14 protein-coding genes and 1 riboswitch are annotated in these 14,491 nt (G+C 71.9%); of the genes, 6 read left to right on the top strand and 8 right to left on the bottom strand.

All coding sequences use genetic code 11. The features are described 5' to 3' along the window. Positions 1-60: 60 nt before the first annotated feature. A complete protein-coding gene (locus IE252_RS08780; protein ID WP_190088740.1) occupies positions 61-2,883 on the bottom strand; it encodes an N-acetylmuramoyl-L-alanine amidase in 2,823 nt (940 codons plus the stop codon). A gap of 153 nt (positions 2,884-3,036) precedes the next feature. Between IE252_RS08780 and IE252_RS08785 the strand changes: the two genes are divergently transcribed. Together IE252_RS08785 and IE252_RS08790 are read left to right on the top strand one after the other, a co-directional pair. Beyond that, positions 3,037-4,374: a class II 3-deoxy-7-phosphoheptulonate synthase gene (locus tag IE252_RS08785; protein WP_190088741.1), complete on the top strand. Its 1,338-nt coding sequence runs from the start codon at positions 3,037-3,039 to the stop codon at positions 4,372-4,374. Positions 4,375-4,520: 146 nt separating this feature from the next. Further along, on the top strand, positions 4,521-4,769 hold the full coding sequence (locus tag IE252_RS08790; protein ID WP_067158222.1) for a (2Fe-2S)-binding protein: 249 nt from the start codon (positions 4,521-4,523) through the stop codon (positions 4,767-4,769). A gap of 30 nt (positions 4,770-4,799) precedes the next feature. Here the strand turns inward: IE252_RS08790 and bfr are convergent, their stop codons facing one another. Next, the gene (gene bfr / locus IE252_RS08795) at positions 4,800-5,279 is read right to left on the bottom strand and encodes a bacterioferritin (RefSeq protein WP_190088743.1); all 480 of its coding nucleotides are present in this window, start codon (positions 5,277-5,279) and stop codon (positions 4,800-4,802) included. A 154-nt stretch (positions 5,280-5,433) separates the two neighbouring features. On the opposite strand from bfr, the gene IE252_RS08800 reads away from it, so the two are divergent. Continuing rightward, positions 5,434-6,066: a molybdopterin-dependent oxidoreductase gene (locus tag IE252_RS08800; protein WP_190088744.1), complete on the top strand. Its 633-nt coding sequence runs from the start codon at positions 5,434-5,436 to the stop codon at positions 6,064-6,066. A gap of 22 nt (positions 6,067-6,088) precedes the next feature. Here the strand turns inward: IE252_RS08800 and IE252_RS08805 are convergent, their stop codons facing one another. The 6 genes from IE252_RS08805 to thiO form a co-directional block, all read right to left on the bottom strand. After that, positions 6,089-6,670, bottom strand: a complete 582-nt coding sequence (locus IE252_RS08805; protein ID WP_190088745.1) for a DUF4396 domain-containing protein — start codon at positions 6,668-6,670, stop codon at positions 6,089-6,091. An 83-nt stretch (positions 6,671-6,753) separates the two neighbouring features. Beyond that, positions 6,754-7,605 carry a deoxyribonuclease IV gene (locus IE252_RS08810; protein WP_190088746.1) on the bottom strand — a complete coding sequence of 284 codons (852 nt, stop codon included), beginning with the start codon at positions 7,603-7,605 and terminating at the stop codon, positions 6,754-6,756. An 8-nt stretch (positions 7,606-7,613) separates the two neighbouring features. After that, the gene (gene pknB, locus IE252_RS08815; RefSeq protein ID WP_190088747.1) at positions 7,614-9,590 is read right to left on the bottom strand and encodes a Stk1 family PASTA domain-containing Ser/Thr kinase; all 1,977 of its coding nucleotides are present in this window, start codon (positions 9,588-9,590) and stop codon (positions 7,614-7,616) included. Between the two features lie 122 nt (positions 9,591-9,712). Then, the gene (locus IE252_RS08820) at positions 9,713-10,507 is read right to left on the bottom strand and encodes a thiazole synthase (RefSeq protein WP_190088748.1); all 795 of its coding nucleotides are present in this window, start codon (positions 10,505-10,507) and stop codon (positions 9,713-9,715) included. Between the two features lie 3 nt (positions 10,508-10,510). After that, positions 10,511-10,726 (bottom strand): sulfur carrier protein ThiS, encoded by a 216-nt coding sequence (thiS, locus tag IE252_RS08825; protein WP_190088749.1) that lies wholly within the window; start codon positions 10,724-10,726, stop codon positions 10,511-10,513. After that, complete coding sequence (gene thiO / locus IE252_RS08830; RefSeq protein ID WP_190088750.1) at positions 10,723-11,919, bottom strand: glycine oxidase ThiO; 1,197 nt, start codon at positions 11,917-11,919, stop codon at positions 10,723-10,725. The genes thiS and thiO overlap by 4 nt, the downstream gene beginning before the upstream one ends. Beyond that, positions 11,917-12,030, bottom strand: a riboswitch (TPP riboswitch). Its footprint overlaps the gene before it by 3 nt. Before the next feature lie 120 nt (positions 12,031-12,150). Between thiO and IE252_RS08835 the strand changes: the two genes are divergently transcribed. From IE252_RS08835 to thiE, 3 genes are all read left to right on the top strand, one after another. Beyond that, complete coding sequence (locus IE252_RS08835; protein WP_229848167.1) at positions 12,151-13,314, top strand: NAD(P)/FAD-dependent oxidoreductase; 1,164 nt, start codon at positions 12,151-12,153, stop codon at positions 13,312-13,314. 43 nt (positions 13,315-13,357) lie between these two features. Next, entirely contained in the window at positions 13,358-13,723 is a 366-nt protein-coding gene (locus IE252_RS08840) for an Rv2175c family DNA-binding protein (protein ID WP_190088751.1), read from the top strand. 72 nt (positions 13,724-13,795) lie between these two features. Then, positions 13,796-14,452 (top strand): thiamine phosphate synthase, encoded by a 657-nt coding sequence (gene thiE, locus IE252_RS08845; protein WP_190088752.1) that lies wholly within the window; start codon positions 13,796-13,798, stop codon positions 14,450-14,452. Positions 14,453-14,491 lie beyond the last annotated feature (39 nt).

The following is a 14,491-nucleotide window of genomic DNA, read 5'->3' on the forward strand; positions in this document are numbered from 1 at the left end:
CCGATGAATGGAGCGGGCCCTCACGGCAGAACCGAATCGATTCTGCTCAGATCTGAGGCGTCAGACCAGCAGGTTGAAGATCTGCCAGCCGCCGCCCACCTGGACGCGCGTGGCGAACGGCGCGCCGGTCGTGCTGCCCGTGCCCTTGTAGTACCAGAGCACGCCGGAGCCGTCCCGGGCCACCAGGTCCGGGATCCCGTCGCCGTTCAGGTCGCTCGGGCCGAGCAGGCTGTTGTAGCCCTGCCAGCCGCCGCCGATCTGGACCCGGGGGGCGTACGGCGCGGTCGGCGTGCCGGTGCCCTTGTAGAACCACAGCACGCCGGAGCCGTCCCGGGCGACCAGGTCGGCCTTGCCGTCCCGGTTGAGGTCGCCGGTGGAGACCATGGCGTTGTAGCCCTGCCAGCCGCCGCCTATCTTCACCCGCGCGGCGAACGGCGCCGCCGGGGTGCCGGTGCCCTGGTAGTACCAGAGCACGCCGGTGCCGTCGCGGGCGATCAGATCGGCCTTGCCGTCACCGTTCAGGTCGCGGGCGCCGGTCATGAAGTTGTACGTCTGCCAGCCGCCGCCGACCTTGAGGCGGCCCTTGAACGGCGCGTTCGGGTTGCCGCTGCCCTGGTAGTACCAGAGCGTGCCGGTGCCGTCGCGGGCCACCATGTCGCCGGTGCCGTCCGCGCGCAGCGCGGTCATCGCGGAGACGGCGTTGTAGCCCTGCCACCCGCCGCCGACCTTGTACCGCCCGTAGAACGGCGCCGAGGCGCTGCCCGTGCCCTGGTACTGCCACAGCACGCCGGAGGAGTCCCGGCCGAGCAGGTTGTAGCGGGTGGTGCCGGCGTCGGGCGCGGTGCTGGTGGCCTGGTCGACGTCGGTCGCCTTCACCCACGCGATGCGGTGGTTGTACCGGATCGGGTAGAACGAGTTCGTCTTGCCCTGGACCAGGGTGCGGTCACCGGTGCCGGTGCCCGCGAACGTACCGGCGAACCAGTAGTCGCCGTTCTGCGCCGGGCCCGCCTGGGTGTAGGCCTGACCGGCGGGGATCGAGTACTTGGTCAGCGAGGCCGAGTTGTTGGTCTGCACCGGGACGTTGGTCCCCGCGTACGCCGAGTCCTCCGGGTAGGCGCGCCCGTACACCGGGATGGACGCGGCGCCCGCCTTGGGCTTCAGGACCGGCTGGCCGGTCTTGCCGACCGGCGCGGTGAAGGTGCCGCCGGGGTTGTAGAACCAGGCCTTCTGGCCGCCGTACCAGATGGCGGTCCAGTTGGTCTGCGCCTCGGCGACGACGTACTCGCCACCGGCGACGACCTTGTTGCCCCAGTTCGGGCCCTCGGACGAGGTCTGGGTGCCGAGGTACGGGTCGCCGAGCGGCGTACCGCTGGTGGACGGCGAGGTGTACAGGTAGCCGAAGTTCGCCGGACGGCTGTACGTGTTGCCGCCGTACGTGACGGTGGGCTGGTTGGCCGTGGTGAACGGCGGGACCACCCGGACCAGCTGACCGGCCTTGAGCGGGCCGCCCGCGCCCTGGTCGCCGCTGGGGGCGCCGATCAGGGTCATGTAGTGGTTCCAGTCCCAGTACGGGCCCGGATCCCAGTGCTGGGACCTCACATTGGCGTCGAGGACGCCCGGCACCTCGTCGTGGCCGATGATGTGCTCACGGTCGAGCGGGATGGAGAACCGGTTGGCCAGGTACTTCACCAGCGCGGCCGAGGACTCGTACTGAGGCTCGGTGTACCACGTGGCGTTGTCCTTGATGGCATAGCCCTCGTGCTCGATGCCGATCGAGTGCATGTTCATCGTCTTGTTGGCCGCGTGCCAGGCCTCGTCCTTGGTCGCCACGAGCTGGGTGACCAGGCCGTCGGAGGCGCGGACCATGTAGTGCGCGCTGGCGTAGGACGTGGAGTCCTGGAACGTCTTCAGCGACCCGTCGTAGCCGCCCTCGGTGTCGTGGATGACGAGGTAGCGGATGTCCTCGCCGTTCGAGGGGCGGTTCGACTCGTTGTAGTTGCCGAAGTCGTCCGGCGTCGAGCTGTTCTGCTTGTACGCCGCCGCCCGGAAGTCGCAGTTCAGCCCCGTCGGGCACTCCGGCGTCTGGTCGGCCTTGGTGAACGCCGCCAGCGACATCGTCTGCGGCCTGACCGGCTTCACCGACGGGTCGGCCGGGAGGGCGAGCTGCTGGCCGTCGGCCGTGACGCGGCTCTCGCCCGTGCGGATCGACTCGTACACCCGCTTGGCGAAGAGCGACGCGCCCTTGGTGTCCGGCGCCTGGCTGTAGCGGGCTACGGCCGCGTACCACTTGCCCGCGTCCTCGGGCAGCGAGCCCGTCGCGTCCTTCTGGTACTTCGCCAGCAGCGCCGCACCCGCGCGGACGGACTGGTTCGCGTCCTCGCGGACCGCGTCCACCGGCTTGTCGATCAGCTTGGCGGCCTCGTCCAGCGTGTGCAGCCGGGGGTCGCTCGTGTCGACGGCCTTCGGCGCCTTCTTCAGGGCGCGCTTGGCGTCGAAGTGCTTCATGACGGCGGGGTCGCCGCTCATGTTGAGGTGCGACAGGCGCTCCGCGTCCGTCGGCTGCTCGACGTCGTCCGCCGTCACCCGGGTCAGGCCCATGACGTTGTACGCGCCGGTCGTGGACGGCTGCCCGGCGTGGCTCTCCCACAGCGTCTGGCGGTACGAGACCGCCATCAGCACGCTCTGCGGCACCTGGAACTCGCGCGCGGCGTCGGCGAACCGGGCCTGGAGCGCCGCGCCCGGCGCGGCCGGCTTGCCGGTCGCGGTCGCGGGGCCCGGTGAGGCCACCGCGATCGTCCCGATCGCCGCGGTCGCGACGACCGCCGCGCCCACCCCGTAAGCGATCAGCTTCTTCTTGCGGTCTCTGCGGTGACTCCGCTTCAACGCCCACCCCTGCATCGCTCTGTTGATTTCTTAAGCACTTCCGAAACGGGCCGAGGCTAGCAGGCGACCGATCAAGATCGGTCATCGGGCGGTCGTTCGCGTGTCTCATAAGGTGGGCACGCGCATGGACGGCTGGGTGGACCCCGTAAGGTTGTGGGGGTGACCGTGAACGTAAACACCTGGCGTGACCTTCCCGCGGCGCAGCAGCCCGAGTACCCCGATGCCGAGGCTCTGCGCGATGTGATCGCGGACCTCGAGTCGTATCCGCCGCTCGTCTTCGCGGGCGAGTGCGACCAGCTGCGCGCCCGGATGGGGGCCGTCGCCAAGGGCGAGGCGTTCCTGCTCCAGGGCGGCGACTGCGCCGAGGCGTTCGACGCCGTCTCCGCAGATCACATCCGGGCCAAGCTCAAGACCCTCCTCCAGATGAGCGCCGTGCTGACGTACGCCGCCTCCGTGCCGGTCGTCAAGGTCGGCCGGATCGCCGGGCAGTACTCGAAGCCGCGCTCCAAGGGCACCGAGACCCGCGACGGCGTGACCCTGCCGACCTACCGCGGCGACTCGGTCAACGGCTTCGACTTCACCGAGGCCGCCCGGGTGCCGGACCCCGAGCGCCTGAAGCGGATGTACAACGCGTCCGCCTCCACGCTCAACCTGGTCCGCGCCTTCACCACCGGCGGCTACGCCGATCTGCGCCAGGTGCACGCCTGGAACCAGGACTTCGTCAAGCAGTCCCCGTCCGGGCAGCGCTACGAGCAGCTGGCCCGCGAGATCGACAACGCGCTGAACTTCATGAAGGCGTGCGGCACCGACCCGGCCGAGTTCAAGGCCGTCGAGTTCTACGCCTCCCACGAGGCCCTGCTGCTCGACTACGAGTCGGCGCTGACCCGGGTGGACTCGCGCACCGGCAAGCTCTACGACACCTCCGGCCACATGGTCTGGGTCGGCGAGCGCACCCGCCAGCTCGACCACGCGCACATCGAGTTCGCCTCCCGGATCAGCAACCCGATCGGGATCAAGCTCGGCCCCACGACCTCGGTCGACGAGGCGCTGACCTACGTGGACCGGCTCGACCCGGACCGCGAGCCGGGCCGGCTGACCTTCATCGTCCGCATGGGCGCCGACAAGGTCCGCGACAAGCTGCCCGAGCTGGTCGAGAAGGTCACCGCGTCCGGCGCGGTCGTCGCCTGGGTCACCGACCCGATGCACGGCAACACCTTCGAGGCGGCCTCCGGCCACAAGACCCGCCGCTTCGACGACGTGCTCGACGAGGTCAAGGGCTTCTTCGAGGTCCACAAGGCGCTGGGCACCCACCCGGGCGGCATCCACGTCGAGCTCACCGGTGACGACGTCACCGAGTGCGTGGGCGGCGGCGACGAGATCTTCGTCGACGACCTCCACCAGCGCTACGAGACGGCCTGCGACCCCCGCCTCAACCGCAGCCAGTCCCTGGACCTGGCCTTCCTGGTCGCCGAGATGTACCGCGACCAGTAAGTAGCTTCCTACGAGACGTGGGGCGTGGATCTGTGATCCGCGCCCCACGGGCGTATCCGGGGCTTTTCGTCCGCCCCGACATTGGGTACGGTTAGGTAAGCCTCACCGAATAGGGGATGGCTGGCCAGACCGTTCCTGTCAGGGAGGTGAACCGCGTGTACGTCTGTTCTTGCTTCGGCATCACCGACAAGCAGGTCGAGCAGCACGCGGCCGCCGGCGCCTGCACGCCCCGCCAGATCGCCTCCGCCACCAAGGCGGGCACGGACTGCGGCTCCTGTGTGCGCACCATCCAGGGCCTGCTCGGGCGCGGCGCCTGCCCCCGTCGGGAACTGCTCGAAAAGGGCGAGGTCAGCGCGGTTCTCGCGACCGACCAGGAGCTGGCGGAAGCGGCCTAGGCCGCGACGACCCCGGCTCCCGGACCGGCCCTAGCCCTCCGGCTGCTCGATGAGCTGCGCGATGTAGAGCGCCTCACCGAGCTTCTCGACCAGCTCCAGCTGGGTGTCGAGGTAGTCGATGTGGTGCTCCTCGTCGGCCAGGATCGACTCGAAGATGTTCGCCGAGGTGATGTCGCCCTTGGCCCGCATGACCTCGATGCCGCGCTTGAGCCGGTCGATCGCCTCGACCTCCACCTGCCGGTCCGCCTGGAACATCTCGGTGACCGTCTGCCCGACCCGGACGTGGAAGAGCCGCTGGTAGTTCGGCAGCCCGTCCAGGAACAGGATCCGGTCGGTCAGCACCTCCGCGTGCTTCATCTCGTCGAACGACTCGTGACGCGTGTACTTGGCGAGCTTCGTCCAGCCGAAGTTCTCCTGCATCTTCGCGTGCAGGAAGTACTGGTTGATCGCGGTCAGCTCGGCGGTCAGCTGCTCGTTCAGGAACTCGATGACCTCGGGGTCGCCCTGCATCGCAGAGGCTCCTTCCACACGGGTGAGGGGCAGATTCGCGCGCATCCTCGCACCGCGTGCGGGGAGCGTCCAGTAAGTGCACGCTTAGTAGGAGTTGCCCGAATCGAGGCGCCGCTGGTCATGACCACCCCTCGCCGTCTGTCACCATGGAGTCATGGGTCAGCCGGAACGCCCGGAACAACGGGAAGCAGCGCAGTCGGAGCTTCCCCCGGGGCAGCGGCTCCAGCGCGGCTGGCCGGTCACCCACTACGGCCCGGTCCCCAGGTTCAAGCCCGAGCGGTGGGAGTTCCGTGTCTTCGGGGCGACCGCCGACGGCGACAAGCACTGCTGGAACCACGAGGAGTTCACGGCCCTGCCCTTCGCCACCGTCGTCGCGGATCTTCACTGTGTCACGAAGTTCTCGATGCTGGGGGCCGAATGGGGCGGCGTCCTCGCGCGTACGGTCGCCGCACTCGCGCCGCCCGCCCCCGATGCCACGCACGTGATGGTCTGGGCCGAGTACGGCTTCAGCTCCAACCTGCGCCTGGAGGACTTCCTCTCCGACCGCACGGTCTTCGCCACCCACAAGGGCGGTGAGCTCCTCACCGCCGAGCACGGCTTCCCGGTCCGGCTCGTGGTCCCGCACCTGTACGCCTGGAAGGGCCCGAAGTGGGTCCGCGGCATCGAGTACATGACGGCGGACCGGCGGGGCTTCTGGGAGGAGCGGGGCTACCACAACATCGGCGACCCCTGGCGCGAGCAGCGCTACTCGTACCAGGAAGAGCCCGGGGACGGCCCCGAGCTCTGAGTCCTGGCGCCCTTCTGGGGCGTCAGTGGTGGTACTGGTGGACCACCGCGTGGCCCTTGCCGCGCCCGATCATCCACTTGTTGACCGGTGTGGTGATCACGAAGGCGAGCGCGAGCGAGATCGCCAGCGAGCCCCAGAACAGTGCCTGCGCCAGCGTCGCGTCCATGGCGGCCGGCCAGAGCGCGATCACCCCGTTGTCGATCAGCTCCATGACGGCGATGGAGAGGGTGTCCGCGGCGAGCGCGACCTTGAAGGCGGTACGGAAGTCGACCTCGGCCTTGGTGATGCCGCGCAGGGTGAGCGAGTAGCCGAAGAAGAAGGCCAGGACGATGGCCAGCACCATCGTCGGCATGTTGCCCCAGCCGAGCGCGGTGCCCACGATCATCCCGAGGATCTCGCCGATGGCGCACCCGGTGAGGCAGTGCAGGGTGGCCTGGGCGGCCATGGACCAGCTGACCTTGCCGCCGCCGTGGCCGTGGTGGGCGTGGGCGTCACCGTGGTGCGTGTGTCCACCGGTGTGCCCTTCGTGGCCCTCGTGCCCGCCGTGGCCCTCGTGCTCCTGGTGCGCGTGGTGCTCGTGCTCGGTGTGCGCCTCGTGCTGCATGGCTGTACCCCCAACGCCGGATGACCGTTCCTGTCGCTGACAAGAACGGTATACCCCCCGGGGGTATTTCTCAAGGGTGAAGATCAGAGCCGCAGGGACTTCAGCAGCGCGACGTCCGCCGCCTGCCCCTCCTTCCCGCCGGGCGTCTCGATGATCAGCGGTACGCCCTCGGTCGCCGGGTGCGCGAGCAGCTCGCGGAACGGCTCGGCGCCTATGTGACCGGCGCCGATGTTCACGTGCCGGTCCAGGTGCGAGTCCACGCCCTCCTTGGAGTCGTTGGCGTGGATCAGCTTCAGCCGCCCCGCGCCGACGGTCTCCACCAGCAGGTCCAGGGTCTGCGCCGCCCCGCCGGGCGCGGCCAGGTCGTGCCCGGCCGCGTGGATGTGGCAGGTGTCCAGGCAGACGCCGAGCTTGGGGTGGGCGTCCAGCGCCTCGAAGTACGGGCCGAAGTCCCAGGTCCGCGAGCACAGCGAGGACCCCTGCCCGGCCGTCGACTCAAGCAGCAGGAACGGGTCGTCGTCGTGCGTCAGCTCGTCGAGCAGCGGCAGCAGCCGCTCCCGTACCTGCGCCAGCGCCTCGGCGCGCGGCCGGCCGCCGGTCGCGGAGCCGGTGTGCACGACCACGCCGAGCGCGCCGATCTCGCGGCCCCGGCGCAGCGAGTGCCGCATCGACTCCACCGACTTCTCGGCGGTCGCCTCGGTGTGCGAGCCGAAGTTGATCAGATACGGGGCGTGGACGTACGCGGAGATGCCCTCGGCGGCGCACTCGGCCCGGAACTTCTCGTCCTGGGCCGGGTTGCCGGTGGGGGTGGCCCAGCCGCGCGGGTTGGCGACGAAGACCTGGACGGTCTCGGCGCCGAGTTCGCGCGCGTAGGCGAGGCCGGTCGTGGCGAGGCCGCCGGCCACGGGGACGTGACCGCCGATGGGGTTGCGCATGGGGTGGTTCAGAGTCCCTTGGTCTTGATGGTGATGGTGGAGCCCTCCGGCGCCTGGTCGCCCGCCTTGACGGACTGGCTGGCGATCTCGTCGCTGAGGAACGGGAAGCCGTGGTCCACGTTGACTTTGAAACCGGCCTTCTCCAGGTCCTTCTTGGCCTGGTCGGCCTTCTCGCCGGTCACCTTGGGCACGGTGATCATCCGCGGGCCCTTGGAGACGGTGAGCGTGACCGTGTCGCCCTTGGCGAGACGGGCGCCCTCGGCCGCGGACTGGGCGGCGATGCTGCCCGCCTCCTGCGGCGAGTTGACCTGCTCGGGCGCGATCTGGACCTCCAGGCCCGCGTCCTTCAGGGAGGAGGTGGCGTCCTCCACCGAGTCCCCGACGACCCCGGGGACCTCGACCGGGGCGCCCTTGCTGACGACGAGGGCGACCGCGGTGTCCGCGCGGCGCGGGGCGCCCGCGGCCGGGTCGGTGCTGACGACCGCGCCCTGGTCGGTGTCCTCGTTGAACTCCTCGGTGACCGCGCCGGGGGTGAGACCCGCGTCGGCCAGCGCCTTCTTGGCGTCGTCCAGCGGCTTGCCGGTGACGTCCGGGACCTTGACCATCTCGGGGCCGCGCGAGACCACGACGGTCACCGAGGCGTTGCCGCGCACGCGCGCGCCCGTCTCCGGGTCCGTCTCGATCACCGTGCCGCGCTTGACCGTGTCGCTGTAGCGGCGGTCGACCTTCTTCACCGAAAGGCCCGCGTCCTCAAGGCGCTTCTTGGCGGCGCTCTCGCTCTGCCCGATGACGGCGGGGACGTGCGTGAACTGGCCGGAGTTGATGTACCAGACCCCGGCGCCGACCCCCAGGACCAGCAGGACGGCGGCGAGCGCCGCGACCAGGCCGCGCCGCCCGTTCAGGACGAGGCGGGGCCGTCCGCCACGCGCGCGTGCCGGGGCGGGCCCGGGCGGCGGCATGGTCAGCCGGCTGGTGCGGTTGACGGGGTCCTGCTCGGCCGGCAGCGGGGCGGCGGCCGCCGTGGGCGCGCTGCCCCGGGGCGGGGTCGCCACCGCGCGCGGTATGACGCTCGTACGGTCCTCGGAGCCGGAGGTCCCGGCCGCGGGCACGGCCTGCGGGGGCATCGCGTCCAGCTGCTCGTCGTCGAGCGCGGCACGGGCCTCGCGGGCCTGGGCGAGCAGGCCCACCGCGTCGTACGGCCGCGCGTCGGGGTTGCGGGCGGTGGCGGAGGCCACCAGCTCGTCCAGCTCGACGGCGAGGCCGGGCACGGCGGCGGACGGCGCGGGCACGCCCTCGTGGAGGTGGGCGTAGAGGATCTGGGCGGCGTTCTCCCCGGAGTGCGGCTTGGCGCCGGTGAGCATCTCGTACAGCACGACACCGCACGCGTAGACGTCCGCGCGCGTGTCGGCGGTGCCCTGCTCGATCTGCTCGGGGGCGAGGTACGAGACGGTGCCGAGGACGCTGCCGGTGGTGCTGGTGACCGCGTCCACCGCCCGGACCAGGCCGAAGTCGGCGACCTTGACCCGGCCGTCGTCCCCTATCAGGACGTTCTCCGGCTTCATGTCCCGGTGGACGAAACCGGCGCGGTGCGCGGCGCCGAGCGCGGCGAGCACGGGCTCCAGGATGTCCAGGGCGGCCCGGGGCTGGAGGGCGCCGCGCTCGCGCAGCACGTCGCGCAGGGTGCAGCCCGCCACGTACTCCATCGCCAGGTAGACGTACCCGCCGTCGGTGCCCTGGTCGAAGACGCCGACCACGTTCGGGTGGGCGAGCCGGGCGACGGACTTGGCCTCGCGGATGAACCGCTCCACGAACGAGCCGTCGGCGGCGAGCGCCGGGTGCATCACCTTGAGGGCGAGCACCCGGTCGAGCCGGGTGTCGACGGCCCGGTAGACCGTGGCCATACCGCCGACGGCGATGCGCGCCTCGACGCGGTAGCGGCCGTCGAGCACCTGCCCGACGAGGGGGTCCTGAAGGGTCGTATCCACGGAGCAGAGTCTACGAGCGGTCACGGACAACCCTCCCGCCCTGGGTGTTCCCGGGGCGGGACTGCAGCGCAGCTGTAACGCGGGGGTGATCTCGGGCGGGTCGGCAGCCGCCCCACCCACGTCTAGAACGCCGGACGCTCCGGGTCCAGCACAGCCCGCCCCTCCACGGGGGAGGACGCCTCGGCGAAGTGGCGCCGGGGAATCCGCCCCGCCCGGTACGCCAACCGGCCCGCCTCCACCGCGTACCGCATGGCCTCAGCCATCAGCACCGGCTCCTGCGCCCGCGTGACCGCAGACGCCAGCATCACCGCCGAACACCCCAGCTCCATCGCGAGCGCCGCGTCGGACGCCGTGCCCGCGCCCGCGTCGAGGACGACCGGGACCGTGGCGCGGTCCACGATCAGCTCGAAGTTGTGCGGGTTGCGGATGCCGAGCCCGGAGCCGATGGGGGAGCCGAGCGGCATGATCGCCGCGCACCCCACGTCCTCCAGCTTCCGCGCCAGCACCGGGTCGTCGTTGGTGTACGGCAGCACCGTGAAACCGTCGTCGACCAGCACTTCCGCCGCGTCCAGGAGCTCGATCGGGTCGGGCAGCAGGGTGCGCTCGTCGGCGACCACCTCCAGCTTGACCCAGTCCGTGCCGAGCGCCTCGCGCGCGAGGCGGGCGGTCAGCACGGCCTCCCCGGCCGTGAAGCAGCCCGCCGTGTTCGGCAGCACGCTGATGTTCAGCTTCTCCAGGACGGACAGGACCGAGCCCTGCACGGTCGGGTCGAGGCGGCGCATCGCGACGGTCGTCAGCTCGGTGCCGGAGGCGGCCAGCGAGCGCTCCAGGACGTCCAGGCTCGGCGCCCCTCCGGTGCCCATGATCAGCCGCGAGGTGAAGGTCGTACCGCCGAGGGTGAACAGGTCGTCGGCCATGGCTCAGCCTCCCTGGACGGCGGTCAGGACCTCGACGCGGTCGCCGTCGCCGAGCGTGGTGCGCGGCCAGGCACCGCGCGGGACGACCGTCTCGTTGACGGCGGCGGCGACGCCCGAGGGCGCCGGGGTCAGGGTGGCGACGAGGACGTCGAGCGTGGTGCCCGGGGCGAGGTCGCGTACCTCGCCGTTGACGGAGACGGTCGTCGAGGAGACGGTCATGCGGTCAGCTCCTGCGGTACGGACTCCACCGGGGCGGAGGTGAAGCGGCGGGGGGTGAAGGGGCGCGCCTCGGCGGGCAGTTCGCCGGTGGCCAGCGCGTGCGCCAGCGCGTCGCCCGTGACGGGGGTGAGCAGCACCCCGTTGCGGTAGTGGCCGGTGGCCAGGTGCAGGCCGGGCAGGGCGGTGGGGCCCAGCAGCGGCGCGTTGTCGGGGGAGCCGGGGCGCAGCCCGGCGCGGGTCTCGGTCAGCGGCAGTTCGGTGATGCCGGGCACCAGCTCGTGCGCGTCCCGCAGCAGCTCGTAGACCCCGCCCGCGGTGACCGTGGTGTCCCAGCCCAGCTCCTCGCTGGTGGCGCCGACGACGAGCTCGCCGTCGGCGCGCGGCACCAGGTAGACGTGGCTGCCGCGGACCACCGCGCGGACCGTCCGGGACAGGAACGGCGCGTACGCGGGCGGCACGGTCAGCCGCAGCACCTGGCCCTTGACCGGGCGCACCGGCGGCCGCAGCTCGTCGGGGATCCCGGCGAGCCGCCCGCTGAGGCTGCCGCCCGCGAGGACGACCTGGTCGGCGGCGAGCTCGGTGCCGTCGGCCAGGACGGCCCCCGCGGCCCGCTCGCGGACCACCGAGAGCCGTTCGGCCCAGCCCCGGTGGAACACCACCCCGGCCCGCTCGCACGCCGTCAGCAGGGCCTTGGCGAGGCGGCGCGGGTCGATCTGGTGGTCGCCGTCGACCCGCAGCCCGCCGCGCACCCCGGGCGCCAGCATCGGTTCCAGACGGCGGCACTCGCGCCCGGTCAGCCACTGGGAGTCGAGCCCCGAGCGCTGCTGGAGGGCGTGCAGGTCGCGCAGATGGGCGCGGTCGTCGGCGTCCAGGGCGACCGCCAGGGTGCCGCAGGCGCGGTAGCCGGTGCCGAGGCCGCTCGCCTCCTCCAGCTCGGCCACGAAGTCCGGGTAGCGCCGGGCGGAGGCCAGGTTGAGGCCGAGCAGGGTCTCCTCGCCGTAGTGGAGCTCGGTGACGGCGGCGAGCATGCCCGCCGCGACCTGCGCGGCGCCGCCGCCGGGCGCGGGGTCCGCGAGCGCGGTGCGCAGCCCGCGCTGCGCCGCGCGCCAGGCCGTGACGAGGCCGATGATTCCGCCCCCCACGACCAGTACGTCCGACCCGTGGGGAACTGCCCCGTTTCGGGATGAGTGCATGGGCGTCCAGCCCCTCCCTTCGCCGGCATGACCCGGATCAGGTTCGTACGGTCGGAGGCCGCTGCAGCCTCCCTCTCAGCCCGGTGCGTCCGGGCTCCCGCGAGTGCTTGTACGTGCGCCAGGCTAACGCCTGACCGGTTTCCTGACGAACTGTCAGATGTTTATGGTGATCGGGTGAGCGAAAAGCAGACGCATTCGGAACAGCGCCACGTCGTGGTCGTCGGCGCGGGCATGGCCGGGGTCCAGACGGCCGTGGCCCTGCGCGAACAGGGCTTCCCCGGCCGGATCACCCTCATCGGCGCCGAGCCCCACCAGCCGTACGACCGGCCCCCGCTCTCCAAGGCGGTGCTGCTCGGCAAGGCCGAGGGTTCCGCCTTCGAGGTGGACTTCGAGGGCCTCGGCGTCGACCTGCGCCTGGGCGAGACGGTCACGGACGTACGCGCGCGTGAGCACGAGATCGACACCGCGTCGGGGCCCGTCCCGTACGACGCGCTGGTCATCGCCTCCGGCGCGGAGCCGATCGCGCTGCCCGGCATCGAGGACCTGCCGGACGTCCATCTGCTGCGCACCCTCGACGACGCCGGGCGGCTGCGCGCGGTGCTGAACGCCCAGCTCCGCGTCGTGGTCGTCGGGGCGGGCTGGATCGGGGCCGAGTTCGCCACCGCCGCGCGCGAGGCGGGCTGCGCGGTCACCGTCGTGGAGGCCGCGGAGTGCCCGCTGGCGGGCGCGCTGCCCGCCGAGGTCACCGGGCCGATGGCCGGCTGGTACGCGGAGAGCGGCGCCGAACTGCTCACCCACGCGCGCGTGGCGGCCGTCGAGCCCGGAGCCGTCGTGCTGGCGGACGGCCGCCGCCTCCCGGCCGACGCGGTCGTCGTCGGCATCGGCGCCCGGCCCACCACCGACTGGCTGGCGTCCACCGGCATCGAGCGCGGCCCGGAGGGCGCGGTCACGGCCGACGACCGGCTGCGCACCTCGCTCCCGGACGTCTACGCGGTCGGCGACTGCGCCTCCTTCCCTTCGGGAAGGTACGGGGAGCGGCTGCTCATCCACCACTGGGACAACGCCCTCCAGGGGCCGCGCACGGTGGCGGCGGACATCGTCGGCGAGGCGGTCCGTCCGTACGACCCGGTGCCGTACTTCTGGTCCGAGCAGTTCGGCAGGTTCGTGCAGTACGTCGGCCACCACCGCGGCGCCGACCGGCTGCTGTGGCGGGGCGACCCGGCGACCGCCGCGTGGTCGGTCTGCTGGCTGCGCGAGGGCAGGCTCGTCGCCCTCCTGGCCGTCGGCCGACCGCGCGATCTGGCGCAGGGCCGCAAGCTCATCGAGGCAGGTGCGACGCTGGATCCGGTCCGCGCCGCCGACCCGTCCGTCCCCCTCAAGGCGGCAGTCGGCTGAGCTCCGGCTACCGAGTGTCAGTCCGGGATGGCACGCTTGTCCCGTGACCGAGATTGACGCGAAAACCGATGCACTCGTCCCCGCCTGGCTCCACCTTCCCGACATCGCCGAAATGCTCGACGTCGAGGTGACCCGTGTGCGGCAGCTGGTCAAGGAGGGCCAGCTCATCGCCGTACGCCGCGGTGAGAACCGGACGCTGCAGGTGCCCGCCGCCTTCATCGACGGCGACAAGGTCGTGAAGGGCCTCGCCGGCACCCTCACGCTCCTGCGGGACGACGGCTACTCCGACGAAGAGATGCTGGAGTGGCTCTTCACCGCCGACCCGACCCTGCCCGGCACCCCCGCGCAGGCCCTGAGCGAGAATCGCGGCACGGAGGTGAAGCGTCGCGCCCAGGCGCTCGCCGTCTGACCTGATCGCCTACAGGTGGGGCGCGGGCCGGGAGACCGGTCCGCGCCCGCACCGCACCCAACGGGGGACTTCATGCCCACGGCCCGTGAGCGGCTCGCCGACGCCCGGCTCTACCTCTGCACGGACGCGCGCAGGCGCCAGGGCGACCTGCCCGCGTTCCTGGACGCCGTGCTGACCTCGGGCGTGGACATCGTCCAGCTTCGGGACAAGGGCATGGAGGCCGCCGAGGAACTGGAGCACCTGGCCGTCCTCGCCGACGCCTGCCGCCGGCACGGCAAGCTGCTCGCGGTCAACGACCGGGCCGACGTGGCCCACGCCATCGGCGCCGACGTGCTGCACCTGGGCCAGGGCGACCTGCCGGTCCCGGCCGCCCGCGCGATCCTCGGCGACGAGGTCCTGATCGGCCGCTCCACGCACGCCGACGCGGAGGCCTTCGCGGCCGCCGTCGAGCCCGGCGTGGACTACTTCTGCACGGGCCCCTGCTGGCCCACCCCGACCAAGCCCGGCCGCCACGCCCCGGGCCTGGACCTGGTGCGTTACACCGCCTCGCTCGCCACCGAGCGCCCCTGGTTCGCCATCGGCGGCATCGACGCGGCCAACCTCGACGAGGTGCTGGACGCGGGCGCCGAGCGGATCGTGGTGGTCCGGGCGATCACCGAGGCGGACGACCCCGCCGAGGCGACGGCGAACCTGGCGAAGCGGGTGCGCGAACGCGTGATGGCCCGCTAGAGATCTTTTGTCCGAGGGGTGGACAAGAGTCCGACAATG

The organism is Streptomyces melanogenes, assembly GCF_014649795.1.
GTDB lineage: Bacteria > Actinomycetota > Actinomycetes > Streptomycetales > Streptomycetaceae > Streptomyces > Streptomyces noboritoensis.

What these genes read in the sequence shown, in the direction of transcription:
- IE252_RS08800 (WP_190088744.1), top strand. Translation starts at nt 5,434, where the DNA reads ATGGGTCAGCCGGAACGCCCGGAACAACGGGAAGCAGCGCAGTCGGAG.
- thiS (WP_190088749.1), bottom strand. Translation starts at nt 10,726, where the DNA reads ATGACCGTCTCCTCGACGACCGTCTCCGTCAACGGCGAGGTACGCGAC.
- thiO (WP_190088750.1), bottom strand. Translation starts at nt 11,919, where the DNA reads ATGCACTCATCCCGAAACGGGGCAGTTCCCCACGGGTCGGACGTACTG.
- IE252_RS08820 (WP_190088748.1), bottom strand. Translation starts at nt 10,507, where the DNA reads ATGGCCGACGACCTGTTCACCCTCGGCGGTACGACCTTCACCTCGCGG.
- thiE (WP_190088752.1), top strand. Translation starts at nt 13,796, where the DNA reads ATGCCCACGGCCCGTGAGCGGCTCGCCGACGCCCGGCTCTACCTCTGC.
- bfr (WP_190088743.1), bottom strand. Translation starts at nt 5,279, where the DNA reads ATGCAGGGCGACCCCGAGGTCATCGAGTTCCTGAACGAGCAGCTGACC.
- IE252_RS08835 (WP_229848167.1), top strand. Translation starts at nt 12,151, where the DNA reads ATGGCCGGGGTCCAGACGGCCGTGGCCCTGCGCGAACAGGGCTTCCCC.
- IE252_RS08805 (WP_190088745.1), bottom strand. Translation starts at nt 6,670, where the DNA reads ATGCAGCACGAGGCGCACACCGAGCACGAGCACCACGCGCACCAGGAG.
- IE252_RS08810 (WP_190088746.1), bottom strand. Translation starts at nt 7,605, where the DNA reads ATGCGCAACCCCATCGGCGGTCACGTCCCCGTGGCCGGCGGCCTCGCC.